General features: G+C 46.3%; 12 protein-coding genes and 1 pseudogene. 7 read left to right on the top strand and 6 right to left on the bottom strand.

The features are described 5' to 3' along the window. Nucleotides 1-308: 308 nt before the first annotated feature. The gene (locus Q0N89_RS06525; RefSeq protein WP_294034611.1) at nucleotides 309-1,925 is read left to right on the top strand and encodes an MCR-2 family phosphoethanolamine--lipid A transferase; all 1,617 of its coding nucleotides are present in this window, start codon (nucleotides 309-311) and stop codon (nucleotides 1,923-1,925) included. A 270-nt stretch (nucleotides 1,926-2,195) separates the two neighbouring features. On the opposite strand, the gene Q0N89_RS06530 is transcribed toward Q0N89_RS06525, so the two are convergent. Genes Q0N89_RS06530 through Q0N89_RS06540 form a run of 3 tightly spaced genes read right to left on the bottom strand, consistent with a single transcriptional unit; the run spans nucleotide 2,196 to nucleotide 3,598 of the window. After that, complete coding sequence (locus Q0N89_RS06530; protein WP_294034612.1) at nucleotides 2,196-2,498, bottom strand: potassium channel family protein; 303 nt, start codon at nucleotides 2,496-2,498, stop codon at nucleotides 2,196-2,198. A 38-nt stretch (nucleotides 2,499-2,536) separates the two neighbouring features. Next, a complete protein-coding gene (locus Q0N89_RS06535; protein ID WP_294034613.1) occupies nucleotides 2,537-2,896 on the bottom strand; it encodes an AzlD domain-containing protein in 360 nt (119 codons plus the stop codon). 9 nt (nucleotides 2,897-2,905) lie between these two features. Then, complete coding sequence (locus Q0N89_RS06540) at nucleotides 2,906-3,598, bottom strand: AzlC family ABC transporter permease (protein ID WP_294034614.1); 693 nt, start codon at nucleotides 3,596-3,598, stop codon at nucleotides 2,906-2,908. A 234-nt stretch (nucleotides 3,599-3,832) separates the two neighbouring features. On the opposite strand from Q0N89_RS06540, the gene Q0N89_RS06545 reads away from it, so the two are divergent. The 3 genes from Q0N89_RS06545 to Q0N89_RS06555 all read left to right on the top strand — a co-directional run bounded on the left by Q0N89_RS06545 (nucleotide 3,833) and on the right by Q0N89_RS06555 (nucleotide 6,498). Then, a complete protein-coding gene (locus tag Q0N89_RS06545) occupies nucleotides 3,833-4,834 on the top strand; it encodes a DUF1852 domain-containing protein (RefSeq protein WP_294034615.1) in 1,002 nt (333 codons plus the stop codon). Nucleotides 4,835-4,887: 53 nt separating this feature from the next. Continuing rightward, nucleotides 4,888-5,916: a methionine synthase gene (locus Q0N89_RS06550; protein ID WP_294034617.1), complete on the top strand. Its 1,029-nt coding sequence runs from the start codon at nucleotides 4,888-4,890 to the stop codon at nucleotides 5,914-5,916. A 96-nt stretch (nucleotides 5,917-6,012) separates the two neighbouring features. After that, nucleotides 6,013-6,498 carry a flavin reductase gene (locus Q0N89_RS06555; protein WP_294034619.1) on the top strand — a complete coding sequence of 162 codons (486 nt, stop codon included), beginning with the start codon at nucleotides 6,013-6,015 and terminating at the stop codon, nucleotides 6,496-6,498. A gap of 53 nt (nucleotides 6,499-6,551) precedes the next feature. Here the strand turns inward: Q0N89_RS06555 and argS are convergent, their stop codons facing one another. The 3 genes from argS to Q0N89_RS06570 form a co-directional block, all read right to left on the bottom strand. Next, nucleotides 6,552-8,279 (bottom strand): arginine--tRNA ligase, encoded by a 1,728-nt coding sequence (gene argS, locus Q0N89_RS06560; protein WP_294034621.1) that lies wholly within the window; start codon nucleotides 8,277-8,279, stop codon nucleotides 6,552-6,554. Nucleotides 8,280-8,436: 157 nt separating this feature from the next. Further along, a complete protein-coding gene (gene nth / locus Q0N89_RS06565; protein ID WP_294034632.1) occupies nucleotides 8,437-9,087 on the bottom strand; it encodes an endonuclease III in 651 nt (216 codons plus the stop codon). Nucleotides 9,088-9,230: 143 nt separating this feature from the next. Then, nucleotides 9,231-11,618: an ATP-binding protein gene (locus Q0N89_RS06570; RefSeq protein ID WP_294034623.1), complete on the bottom strand. Its 2,388-nt coding sequence runs from the start codon at nucleotides 11,616-11,618 to the stop codon at nucleotides 9,231-9,233. A gap of 182 nt (nucleotides 11,619-11,800) precedes the next feature. On the opposite strand from Q0N89_RS06570, the gene rsmG reads away from it, so the two are divergent. From rsmG to Q0N89_RS06585, 3 genes and pseudogenes are all read left to right on the top strand, one after another. Further along, a complete protein-coding gene (gene rsmG / locus Q0N89_RS06575; protein WP_294034626.1) occupies nucleotides 11,801-12,487 on the top strand; it encodes a 16S rRNA (guanine(527)-N(7))-methyltransferase RsmG in 687 nt (228 codons plus the stop codon). Between the two features lie 61 nt (nucleotides 12,488-12,548). Next, on the top strand, nucleotides 12,549-13,325 hold the full coding sequence (locus Q0N89_RS06580; RefSeq protein WP_078254287.1) for an AAA family ATPase: 777 nt from the start codon (nucleotides 12,549-12,551) through the stop codon (nucleotides 13,323-13,325). A gap of 9 nt (nucleotides 13,326-13,334) precedes the next feature. Further along, a pseudogene (locus Q0N89_RS06585) lies at nucleotides 13,335-13,568 on the top strand (hypothetical protein); the annotation flags it as partial.

Below are 13,568 nucleotides of genomic sequence, written 5' to 3' on the forward strand. Positions count from 1 at the left end.
GATTGATGGTATCAATGCATAAAGCATGGCTTGGATACAGTGTTTGCATTGCTAGCCATCATCGTGTATCGTGCAGATAATGTTAATAACAAAAATATACACGCAAATGAAAATTGCTAATAAATAAGAGTATTAATCAATTAATAAATAAGTGCTATGCTTGATTTTTATTAGGTTTATCAGACTTGTTACGCCAAGATTGCAAATTTGTACTATTTTATTTATCTGCACAATATATCTAGATTCTCCAACGACATTGAAGTATAATCGCCAACTTGTATTGTATATGGCATTTGTGGGTAATCTTTATGACATCACATCACTCTTGGTATCGCTACTCCATCAATCCTTTTGTACTGATGGGTTTGGTGGCGTTATTTTTGGCGGCAACAGCGAACCTGACATTTTTTGAAAAAGCGATGGCGGTCTATCCTGTATCGGATAACTTAGGCTTTATCATCTCAATGGCGGTTGCACTGATGGGTGCTATGCTATTGATTGTCGTTCTGTTTTCCTATCGTTATGTGCTCAAGCCTGTGCTGATTTTATTACTTATCATGGGTGCGGTGACGAGCTATTTTACCGATACTTATGGCACGGTCTATGATACCACCATGCTCCAAAATGCCATGCAAACCGACCAAGCCGAGTCTAAGGACTTGATGAATTTGGCGTTTTTTGTGCGGATTATCGGGCTTGGTGTGTTGCCAAGTGTGTTGGTCGCAGTTGCCAAAGTCAATTATCCAACATGGGGCAAAAGCCTGATTCAGCGTGCGATGACGTGGGGTGTCAGCCTTGTGCTGTTGCTTGTGCCGATTGGGTTATTTAGCAGTCAGTACGCGAGTTTCTTTCGGGTGCATAAGCCAGTGCGTTTTTATATTAACCCGATTACGCCGATTTATTCGGTGGGCAAGCTTGCCAGTATCGAGTACAAAAAAGCCACTGCGCCAAAAGACACCATCTATCATGCCAAAGATGCCGTGCAGACCACCAAGCCGAGCGAGCGTAAGCCACGCCTAGTGGTGTTCGTCGTCGGTGAGACGGCTCGTGCTGACCATGTGCAGTTCAATGGCTATGACCGTGAGACTTTCCCACAGCTTGCCAAGGTTGATAGCTTGGCGAATTTTAGCCAAGTGACATCGTGTGGCACATCGACGGCGTATTCTGTGCCGTGTATGTTCAGCTATTTGGGTCAAGATGACTATGATGTCGATACCGCCAAATACCAAGAAAATGTGCTAGATACGCTTGACCGCTTGGGCGTGGGTATCTTGTGGCGTGATAATAATTCAGACTCAAAAGGCGTGATGGATAAGCTACCTGCCACGCAGTATTTTGATTATAAATCAGCGACTAACAACACCATCTGTAACACCAACCCTTATAATGAATGTCGTGATGTCGGTATGCTTGTTGGGCTAGATGACTATGTCAGCGCCAATAATGGCAAAGATATGCTCATCATGCTACACCAAATGGGCAATCATGGGCCGGCGTACTTTAAGCGTTATGATGAGCAATTTGCCAAATTCACCCCTGTGTGCGAAGGCAACGAGCTTGCCAAATGCGAACATCAATCGCTCATCAATGCCTATGATAATGCACTGCTTGCCACCGATGATTTTATCGCCAAAAGTATCGATTGGCTAAAAACACATGAAGCAAACTACGATGTCGCCATGCTCTATGTCAGCGACCACGGCGAGAGCTTGGGCGAAAATGGTGTCTATTTGCATGGTATGCCAAATGCCTTTGCACCAAAAGAACAGCGTGCCGTACCTGCGTTTTTTTGGTCAAATAATACAACATTTAAGCCAACTGCCAGCGATACTGCATTGACCCATGATGCGATTACGCCAACACTGCTTAAGCTGTTTGATGTCACAGCGGGCAAGGTCAAAGACCGCACGGCATTTATCCAGTAAGTTATCATCATAACCCAATCTCAAGCCATCACACTACGGTATCGTGTGATGGTAAAAGGCGGATTTGCAAGATATTTTGCAATGTTTTTTAGGAATGTATCAGATGACCAATCAGCGTCGATGGATTGAATGTGCGATGGCGCTTATGCTTGCAGGCGTGGCGATGATGTGGCGTAGGCGATTTGTGCGATGATGGCGATGGTGTTTTTTAAGAAAAGTTGAATTAACTGGGCTTGACTAGCTTATTTGGTTGGCGGATTTTTGCTATGCTTAGATTTTTGTTTTTTGCATGACAAAGAGCATCTGACTTGCCAAAGTCGCCGTCGCAGTCACGAATAAGCCAATCCTCACCAAGATATAGCCTACGGTAAATAGCTTGCCAAGTGTGGTCTGTGGCGAAAAATCACCATAACCCACCGTCGCCACAGTAATCACCGAAAAATAAAACGCATCCACCCAAGACCATTTTTCAATAAAATGATAAAACACAGTCGCAAGCCCAATTTGTGAAAAGCTTAGGCTCATCAAGATTTTGACCTTTGTGTCGGCAAACGCAAGGCGAATGGCATACATCAAATCCCGTATAGGATTGAGCGTATCATCATTTTGTTTCAGTAGAATAACTTATCAATCAGGCTGCCAATCAAAAATCCTGCCATGCCGATAATCACGCTCATGCCGGTATTGATTTTCTTGGCGGTGGCAAGTACGGTGGCAATAATACCGCAAATGGTGGCTATCATTGGGCTGTGCTCGGTCGGCGCCTCAAAAAACGGCAACATCAAGACCATCGTCATTGCAACGATAATCGCACCACCTAAAGGGGCGAGTGGTGAATTTTCGGCGGTAAAAAATCGAATGATGGGCGAATTATCAGGTAACAAAAACGGCAACGCACGAGACAAAGCGGTCAAAATCGCCATCGCCACCACCGCAATCACCAATGTCGAAAAATTAGCTTGGCTAAACATGGCTACCCCTTATCGTCTGATGCGATTGATGACTAATTGCACAAGCACACCCATAAAGCCTGCCACCAATAGGGCGATTTCGCCATGTCCATAGCGTGTGCAGATGATGGCAATCACGGCTGCGACGATAAGGGCAATCCGAAAGCGTGGCTCACTGATAAAAGCGTGCGTCGAGAGCGACACAAACAACGCCACAAACGCAAAATTCATCACCGCACTCATCGTCGGATAATCAGCAAGCGCCTGACCGCCGACAATCCCCACTATCGTGCCGCCCCACCATGACACCCATGAGACGACAGCCAACCCAATCAGCCATGGCTTTTGATTGTCAATGTCTTTGAGTTTTGCCATTGCGGTGGCGAACACTTCATCGGTGATGAGTGGCGCGACCCAAATCATGCCATCACTGGATTTAAGATGGCGTTTCATCAGTGGCGCATACAGTAGATGCCGTGAGTCGAGCAGGGCGCACAGACCGACGACCGCCGTGACACTTGCGCCACTCATGATGGATGCAAATAGTAGGAACTGACTTGCCCCCGCATAAATAAACAGGCTCATCGCCACAATCACCCAAGTGGGAAATCCTGCCGCTGTCGTCGCCATACCAAAAGCAATCGCCACAGGGATATAGCCCAGTGCGATAGGTAGGGCGGCTTGACAGCCTTGAAGTAGGGCTTGGTGATTAGACTGGCTCATGATGTGCTAATGATGATAAAAATCACCATTATAACGAAGTTTGATAAATTGGCAAGCGTTAGTTATCGTAGCTATAACTCATTGAAATTATTAATGTTTTATCATAAGATGAATTTAATTCATGATTTTTCAAAAATATATCATTTTTATTCATGTTAGCTTTGTGGTTTAATAGCACCTGTCGAAATTTTAACCATTTTTTTTGAATAGATTGACCAGATAACAGGTGTCCACATGACCACACAATTTCAATGCCAAGTCAAAACCATTGCATTTGATGAGAATTACACCCCTGCCGAGAGTACTCGTTTGACGACGAATTTTGCTAATTTGGCTCGTGGTGACAACCGCCAAGAAAATCTACAAAACTGTATCCGCATGATTAATAAGCGTTTTAATGATTTGGCAAATTGGGATAACCCGACTGCCGACCGCTATTCGGTGGAACTTGAGATTATCTCAACCGATTTGGATGTGACGGGCGCAGGCGAGTTTTTCCCAGCGATTGAAATGCTAAAAACCTATGTCATCGACCACAAAACCGGTCAAAAAATCGATGGCATCATCGGTAACAGCTTCTCATCATATGTGCGTGATTATGATTTTAGCGTGCTGCTGCGTGACTACAACCAAGACAAGCCGACATTCAGCGTGCCTGATAATTATGGTGATTTGCATGGTGAATTGTTTAAATTTTTGTTAAACTCTGATGAGTTTCGCAGCGTTTCCCAAAAAGCACCAGTGATTTGCTTGTCTGTCGCCACGACTCGCACTTATCATCGCACCACCAATGTGCATCCGATTTTGGGCGTGGAATATCAGCAAGATGCCTATTCATTGACCGATGAGTATTTTGCCAAGATGGGTCTGTCGGTGCGTTATTTTATGCCGCCAAAATCAGTTGCGCCATTTGCGTTTTATTTTGCAGGGGATTTGCTAAATGACTTTAGCAATCTTGAACTCATCAGCACGATTGCGACGATGGAAGCTTTCCAAAAAATCTACCGCCCAGAGATTTATAATGCCAATTCGGTGGCGGGTGAAATCTATCAACCAAGCTTGACTTATGATGACTATTCTTTAACCAAAGTTGACTATGACCGTGTCGAGCGTACCGAGCTTGCCATCAAGCAAGGCAAATATACAGAAGTCAATTTTATCAAGCCTTATCAAACTATCTTGGATGCTTGGCTACACAACCAAAGCCAAAGCAAAAACCAAAATCAAGCCGCTTGATGGCAAAACGATAGCGATTTAATCATTCATTAAAAATTAACAAAGGCAATATCATGAGCAAATTATTATTACCAACTTCAACCGCAGGCAGCCTGCCAAAACCTGTGTGGCTTGCCGAACCTGAAAAACTATGGTCGCCGTGGAAACTGTCGGGCGATGCACTGATCGAAGCTAAGCAAGATGCGCTATTGGTCTCGCTCCAAGAGCAACTCAGTGCAGGCATTGACATCGTCAGCGATGGCGAGCAGACACGCCAGCACTTTGTGACGACATTTATCGAGCATTTAGACGGTGTGGATTTTAATCAGCGTGAAACCGTGCGTATCCGTAACCGCTATGATGCGAGCGTGCCAACGGTCGTCGGTGCGGTATCTCGTCCAAAGTCGGTGTTCATCGATGATGCCAAATTTTTGCGTGCGCATACCGACAAGCCAATCAAATGGGCACTACCAGGGCCGATGACGATGATTGATACGCTGTATGATGCGCACTACAAGAGCCGTGAGAAATTGGCTTGGGAATTTGCAAAAATTCTTAACGAAGAAGCCAAAGAACTAGAAGCTGCCGGCGTGGATATCATTCAGTTTGATGAGCCTGCCTTTAATGTGTTTTTTGATGAAGTCAATGATTGGGGTGTGGCGACCCTTGAGCGCGCCATCGAAGGGCTCAAATGCGAAACGGCGGTGCATATTTGCTATGGCTATGGCATTGAAGCGAATAACAACTGGAAAAAGACACTCGGCAATGAGTGGCGTCAATACGAAGAAAGCTTCCCAAAACTACAAGCATCAAACATTGACATCATCTCGCTAGAGTGTCAAAATTCTCATGTGCCGATGGATTTGATTGAGCTGATTCGTGGCAAAAAAGTGATGGTGGGCGCTATCGATGTGGCGACCAATGCCATTGAGACGCCTGATGCGGTGGCGGATACCTTGCGTAAGGCATTGCAGTTCGTTGATGCGGACAAGCTTTATCCTTGCACCAACTGTGGCATGGCGCCATTGTCTCGCGCTGTGGCTCGTGGCAAGCTTGAAGCGCTCGCAGCAGGTGCGGCGATTGTGCGTGCTGAGCTGTCTTAATCAGCCTTAGTCGGTATTGCTGAATAATGAATCATTGCAAAAGTTGGGATAATTCCTGACTTTTGCTTGACTATTTTATAATGATAAGTGAAAAAAATGGTAACTAATACAGAATTTAAAAACGCCATGTCCAAGCTTGTGAGTGCGGTGCATATCGTCACGACCGATGGCGTATCGGGGCAACATGGCTTTACCGCATCGGCGGTGTGTAGTGTGACGGATGCGCCACCGACCTTGCTTGTGTGTATGAATGGCAATGCTCGCTCGTATGAGCATTTTGTGGAAAATCAAGTCTTGTGTGTCAATACATTGGCGGCAGAGCAGGATAATTTATCCAATGTCTTTGCATCGCCGATGACATCAGAAGAACGCTTTGCACAGACCGAGTGGACGACGCTGACCACAGGTGCGCCTGTCTTGACATCGTCACTGGTGAGCTTTGATTGTCGGATTGATAAGATTGAAACGGTGGGTACGCACAGTATTTTTATCTGCCAAATCATCGCCATCAAGGATAATCATGATACCGAAGCGGGCTTGGCGTATTTTGGGCGGGTGTATCATCGGGTAGCAAGCCAGTAATCAAAAAAATCCCCAGTACAAGACTGGGGATAGTCATATTAACAAATCTGCATTTACATCTTCTCAACGGTCTTAATGCCAAGCAAATCAAGACCTTGCTTAAGTGTCTTGGCGGTGAGATTGGCAAGCAATAGACGACTGGTCTTGGTCGGCTCATCTGCCGACAGGATTGGACAGGCTTCATAAAAGCCTGAGAACGCCCCTGCCAATTCAAACAGATATTGGCAAAGTAGATGTGGCAGACCGTCTTTGGCGACGGTGAGTAGCACTTCTTCAAACTGCAATAGTTTCACCGCCAAAGCACGCTCTTTGTCATCGCTGATGCTGATTTGACCTGTCAGCGTATCACCATCGACACCTGCTTTGGCAAAAATCGAGCGAATACGGGTGTAGGCATATTGCATATACGGAGCGGTATTGCCTTCGAACGACAGCATATTATCCCAATCAAAGACATAATCGGTGTTGCGATTTTTTGACAAATCGGCATATTTGACCGCACCGATGGCGACCGCATCGATGACTGCTTGTTTTTCGGCATCGGTCAAATCGGGGTTTTTGTCATTGATGAGTACAGTGGCACGCTCGATGGCTTCGTCCAATAGGTCGTTGAGCTTGACCGTACCGCCTGTACGAGTCTTGAATGGCTTACCATCTTTGCCCAGCATCATCCCAAAGGTGAAATGCTCAAGGCTAAATGTCTCGGGCACAAAGCCTGCCTTGCGGGTAATCGTCCAAGCCTGTGCCATGTGCTGAGCTTGGCGAGCATCGGTAAATACCAACGCACGGTCGCCGTGCAGGGTCTCATAGCGGTATTTGGCAGCGGCGATATCGGTGGTGGTGTATAGGTAGCCGCCGTCCTTTTTTTGGATAATGACGCCCATCGGCTCGCCTTCTTTGTTTTTAAATTCATCCAAAAATACCACGACTGCGCCATCATCTTCGACCGCAAGCCCTTTGTCTTTGAGTGCTTGTACCACGACAGGTAGCATTGGGTTATATAGACTCTCGCCCATGACATCATCAGGGGTCAAGGTGACATTCATGCGCTCATAAGTGGCTTGGCACTGCGTCATGGTGATATCGACAAGCTTGCGCCACATCTCAAGGCAATACTCATCACCGCTTTGGAGTTTGACGACATAATTGCGAGATTTCTCGGCAAAAGCTTCATCATTATCATAATTTAATTTAGCTTGACGATAAAACTCTTCGATGTCGGATAAATCCATATCGGTGGCGTTTTCGTTTTGCATCTTTTCAAGATAGGCAATCAGCATACCAAACTGCGTACCCCAGTCGCCGACATGGTTGGCACGGATGACGGTATTACCTAGAAACTCAAGCGTACGCACGACACTATCACCGATGATGGTGGAACGCAGATGCCCAACATGCATTTCTTTGGCGACATTCGGGGATGAATAATCGACCACCACACGCTGAGCTTGGTCGGCATTCACGCCCAATTTAGCATCGCTATTGGCAGTGCTGACACTATTTTCTAGCCATTGATTATTTAAGAAAATATTGATAAAACCTGCGCCAGCGATTTCAACTTTACTGGCGATATCGCTGATATCAAGCACATCGATAACATTTTGGGCAAATTCACGGGGATTTTTGCCCAGTTTTTTGGCAGCGCCCATGATGCCATTGGCTTGATAATCGCCAAATTGTGGCTTGCCTGACTGACGCACGAGCGCTTGGACATCACTGTCTGCACCTGCATTTATCATGGCTTGTTTGATTTTGTCATTTAAAAGCTGTTGAATATTCATAATTGACCGTTATATTCAAATTGATTGTTAATTGTATAAAAATCGCCGACTAAAAACGGCTTATCATAGCAAATTTTTACAAAAAAATCTTGGGTTTTGGCAAGATTGCTGGCGTTATTACTGGCGTTTTGATGCGCTGCTAGGCAAGTGAATAAAGTTAGCTGCCTTGTTCTGCCCATTTTTCTTTATCTTTAAACATACATTCATCAAAAACCACGCAAGCACCACATTTGGGACTGCGAGCCATGCAGGTGTAGCGACCATGTAGGATAAGATAGTGGTGCGCATCGACGAGAAATTCGCTAGGAATGCGTTTCATCAGTGCTTTTTCGACCGCTAGGACAGTTTTGCCTGTAGCAAGTCCTGTGCGGTTGCCCACACGAAAAATATGCGTATCAACTGCCATCACAGGCTCGCCAAAAGCGGTGTTGAGCACGACATTGGCGGTCTTGCGACCTACGCCTGCTAGGGCTTCAAGCTCGGCTCGAGTGCGTGGTACTTGTCTGCCGTGCTTATCCAGCAAATCTTGGCAGGTTTTTATCACATTGGCGGCTTTTGAATTATATAGCCCGATTGAGTTAATATAAGATTTTAGCCCATCTAATCCCAAATCCAGTATCGCTTGTGGGGTGTTTGCCACCTTAAATAGCTTATCGGTGGCGATATTCACGCTCTTATCCGTCGCTTGGGCTGAGAGCATGACAGCGATGAGTAGCTCAAAGTCACTGCTATAATTGAGCTCGGTGACTGGCTCTTTGATGTGCTCGCTGAGTTTTTGGAAAAATGATAAACGCTTGGCATCATTCATCGGGCGAGATGCGGGCGTGTCGGCGGTCTTGGCGGTGGCAAGCTTGGCTGTCTTGCCATCTTTGACGGCGCTGATGGCTTTGGATTTGGTGGTCATACGATTGCCTAAGTCATAAGTTGAACGATAGCTGATACGCTGATTGATTATTTTTTCTTAACTTTATTGCCTTTGCTGTCTTTGTCGTCTTCGTCATCTTCCCAGCTTTCTAGGCGTTTGGCGATTTTGCCAAAGAGTGTGGTTTTTTTGTATTCGCCGTTGCGGTTCTTGTCATCGACTGCCATGCCGGTGAGTAGGGCGAGTGCTTGACGGATGTTGTCAATGGCATAGATGCCAAATTGCCCATCAGCGACTGCTTGTACGATATCATCTCTGAGCATCAGCTGGTCGATGTTGGTGCGGGGCAAGATGACGCCTTGTGTGCCGTCAAGTCCCTTGTCAAGACACGCATCAAAAAACCCTGCAATTTTGGCATTGACACCGCCGACCGCCTGCGCTTCGCCCAGCTGATTCATCGAGCCTGTGATGGCAAGATTTTGGTGAATTGGCACATTGCCGAGTGCAGACAGTAGGGCACAGGCTTCTGCCAAAGTTGCGCTATCGCCATCGATGTGTGCATAGCTTTGTTCAAATGCTAGGGATGCACTGAAGTTCAATTCGTGAAATTCGCTAAACAATGAACGCAAAAAACTGGACATAATCAGCATCCCTTTGGCGTGCAGACTGCCACCAAGCTCGACATCTCGCTCGATGTCTAGGATGTCGCCATGACCAAAATTCGGCTGAATCAGTGCGGTGAGTCTAGCAGGCAGCCCAAACTCGCTATCGGCATAGCTGATGACGGTGAGTGCATTGATTTGACCTATGGCTTGCCCTTTGGTGGTGATGATTTGCTGACCGTTTTGAATTTCTTGCCAGTACAGCTCTTGTAGATAGCTTGTGCGTTCGTGAATGTCGGCTAGGGCAGTTTTGACATGATGCTGACTGACCGTCTTATCGCCTGCTTGCTTGGCGATGCGAGCGGACTCGATGAGCAATCCTGATAGGCGGTCGGCGTGCAAATCAAGCTTGTTTTTGTCATCGGCAAGCTCGGATAATTTATCAATAATCACGGCAAAGGCAGTATTGTCAAACACAGGCAACTCATAGCCTTTAATCATATCTGCCATCTTATAGACCATGCCAAGTTCGCTGTCGTGCGTGCGTTTGATATCATCATGAAAATCAGCTCGGATTTTGAATACAGAATTAAATTCAGGTTCAAATTCAAGAAGTTCATAATACAAATCCGCTTCGCCAAGCAAAATCACTTTTACATCTAGCCCAACGCTATCAGGCTCAAGCGACAGACTGCCTGTCAAAGTCAGCATCTGCTCAAGGCTTGAGATTTTGATTTGTTTGGACTGCAAGGCACGCTTTAGCCCTTGCCATGCATAAGGATGCTCAAGCAGGCTTTGGGCTTCGAGTAGCAGATACCCGCCATTGGCTTTGTGCAGTGCGCCTGCTCGAATCATGCTGACATCGGTGAGCACCGAGCCAAGTTCGGTGGTGTATTCGATATGCCCAAGTAAGTTTAAATGCGTAGGCAAATCTTCAAAAATAATCGGTGCGCCGCTACCTGCCTTGTGGCTGACCAGCACATTGACCGCATAACGGCTTGGCACATCGCTAAGCACCGCCGCTACAAAGTCTTCGTCGTCTTCGTTGATGATGCGAGCGACATTTTTGACCATGTCATCTTGCATGGCGTGCAGATGGCGGATGGCTTTGGGGTAATCCTTAAACGCCGTCAGCACAGGGCGAAACATCGGCTCAAGCACCTTGAGCGCTGTGCTTTGGTGTAGCTTATCAAGCTCATCATGCGTGCTGTCTTCTAGATCTTCTAGCTCAAGCTGTGCATTGGCAAGCTGTTTTTGTAGCTTGGCAAGCGCATCGGTATCAATGGGTTTTTGGTCATCGATGGCGACAAACTGCGTGCGACCATCGGCAGATGATTTTAAGATAAGATTAAAATTCACTGCATTGGCATTGATGGTGGCGAAGTGGTCATTTTGGGCGGTGGTGATGACGGCTTTGATGGCATCAATGTGGCTTTGGTGGGTATCGCCAAGCAGTTTGGCAGCCAGTTTTTTCTTGGCAAGTTGCCAAAGCTTGTGCGTTTTTTGTTGGAAACTTTTGGCAAGCCCTGCCGGAAAATCAATAGCAATCGGACGGCGAGAATCTTCAAAATTATGCACATAAACCCAGTCATTTGGCGTAGGCATGGTGCTCGCTCGCTCGGCAAGTAGGCGAGTGATAAGCGTGCGTTTGCCTAGACCATTTTCACCGACGGCGAACACATGATAGCCATTGGCACGGATATCAAGCGCGGTATTGATGGCTTTGATGGCGCGAGATTGCCCAAAGCTGATATCAGGTTTTGGCAGGCGAGCACGGCTATTTTTGGGTAGGCTATCGGGGTCGGTATAGCGTTTTAGCTCGCTGACATCGAGTTTGTGTTTGCTTAGTAAATCTTGATAATCTTCGGGTTTCATAGTAGTGGCAAATCAGGCAATGGCTATCGCTTTAATGAGTGATGTTGAATTTGGTGGCGGTTTTGGGCGTTGATGACCGCAAGTTTTCAAAAAAATCTCAATGAGAATACTTAAAAAAGGGTATTTTAGCAGATTAAAGCATGATAAAATAGTTATCTTTGTTTTAGCCAAGAATTAAGCCGATGACCGCTGTCGTTTTACCAAAATTTTCAAAAATCAGCCACAAAGCAGATGGCTTTGCCGAGCAGATTCGCCAAGCTGCCGATACGCTTGCCATCACAGTGAGTGATGCGCAGATTGTGCAGATTTTGCGCTATTTGGATGGATTGCTACTTTGGGGCAAGGCGTACAATTTGACCGCCATCACCGACCCTGATGAAGCGCTGATTAAGCATATTTTTGACTGCATGGCGATTGTGCCAGATGTGCCATTTGCTGACCGCCGTGATATTCGAGTGCTGGATATTGGCACGGGCGCAGGTCTGCCGTCGGTGATTTTGGCGATTTTGCGTCCTGATTGGCAGGTGGATGCGCTCGATAGTAATTCCAAGAAAATCCGCTTTATCCGTCAGATAGCGAGCGAAATTGGACTGACTAACATCACACCGATAGCCAGTCGCATTGAGCATCATCATGCCAATGAGCCAAAGGCGTATGATGTAATTACTTCTCGAGCGTTCGCATCGTTGGTGGATTTTGTCAATTTGGCGACGCCATGCCTTGCTGATACAGGCGTGCTATATGCCATGAAAGGCAAAGTGCCAACCGTTGATGAGCAAGCAGGCTTAGAAAATTGGCAAATTGACATCAAAAAAATTCAAGTGCCAAAGCTGTTTGATGACCGCTGTGTGGTTTATCTGAAAAAATAAATTTTTTGAAAAATAAATTATTTGACAAAGTATTTATAGATTATTTTATAAAGGTTGTATCATGGAAATCATCGCAATCGCCAACCAAAAAGGCGGCGTGGGCAAAACCACAACGACAGTCAATCTGGCAGCAGCACTGAATTTGATTGCCAAGAAAAAAGTACTCTTGATTGACCTAGATTCTCAAGGCAATGCGACCACAAGCGTGGGACTTGATAAAAATTCGCTACAATATACGATGGCGGATGTGCTACTTGATGGCGTTGCGTTGTCTGATGCGATTACGCCATCACCGATTGGGCTAGATGCTATTGGTGCAAACCGTGATTTGGCGGGGATTGATGTGTCATTGGCAGGGGTGTCTGATGCGCCGTTTTTGCTAAAGCAAGCGATTGAAGATGCCAAAAAAGCTGGCAAGCTTGACTATGACTACATCATCATGGACTGTGCACCAAGCCTTAGCATGATTACGGTCAATGCCTTTGCAGCGACTGATGGCGTCATCATCCCGATGCAGTGTGAATACTATGCGCTCGAAGGGGTGGCGGATTTGATTGCGACCATTGATAAGCTAAAAACCATCAATGATAAGCTGCATATCCGTGGCGTGGTGCGTACTTTGTTTGACCATCGTAATACATTGGCGCAGGATGTATCCGATGAATTGGTGCGTCATTTTGGCGAGCTTGTGTATCAAACGAGCATCCCACGCAATGTGCGATTGGCCGAAGCGCCAAGCTTTGGGCAGTCGATTTTTGGTTACGAAAAATCATCCAAAGGGGCGATTGCTTATCATAAGCTCATGGATGAAGTACTGGCACAGACTAAGGCTCGCTAAGGGAATACCATGAGCAAAAAACGCGGACTGGGGTCAAATCGTGGGCTGGATGCCTTACTTGCCAATATCCAAACGGCTCGTCAGCTTGATGGTGTGGTCAATGAAGCGCATCAGGTGACGCTTGCTGACAAAAAAGTGAGCGAAAAAGGACTTGACACGCTGATACCCAAAATGCAAACTGAACCAGTTGAACCAGTTGAACCAGTTGAACCAGTTGAACCAGTTGAACCAGTTGAACCAGTT

This window comes from uncultured Moraxella sp. (assembly GCF_945873075.1).
Classification (GTDB): Bacteria; Pseudomonadota; Gammaproteobacteria; order Pseudomonadales; family Moraxellaceae; genus Moraxella.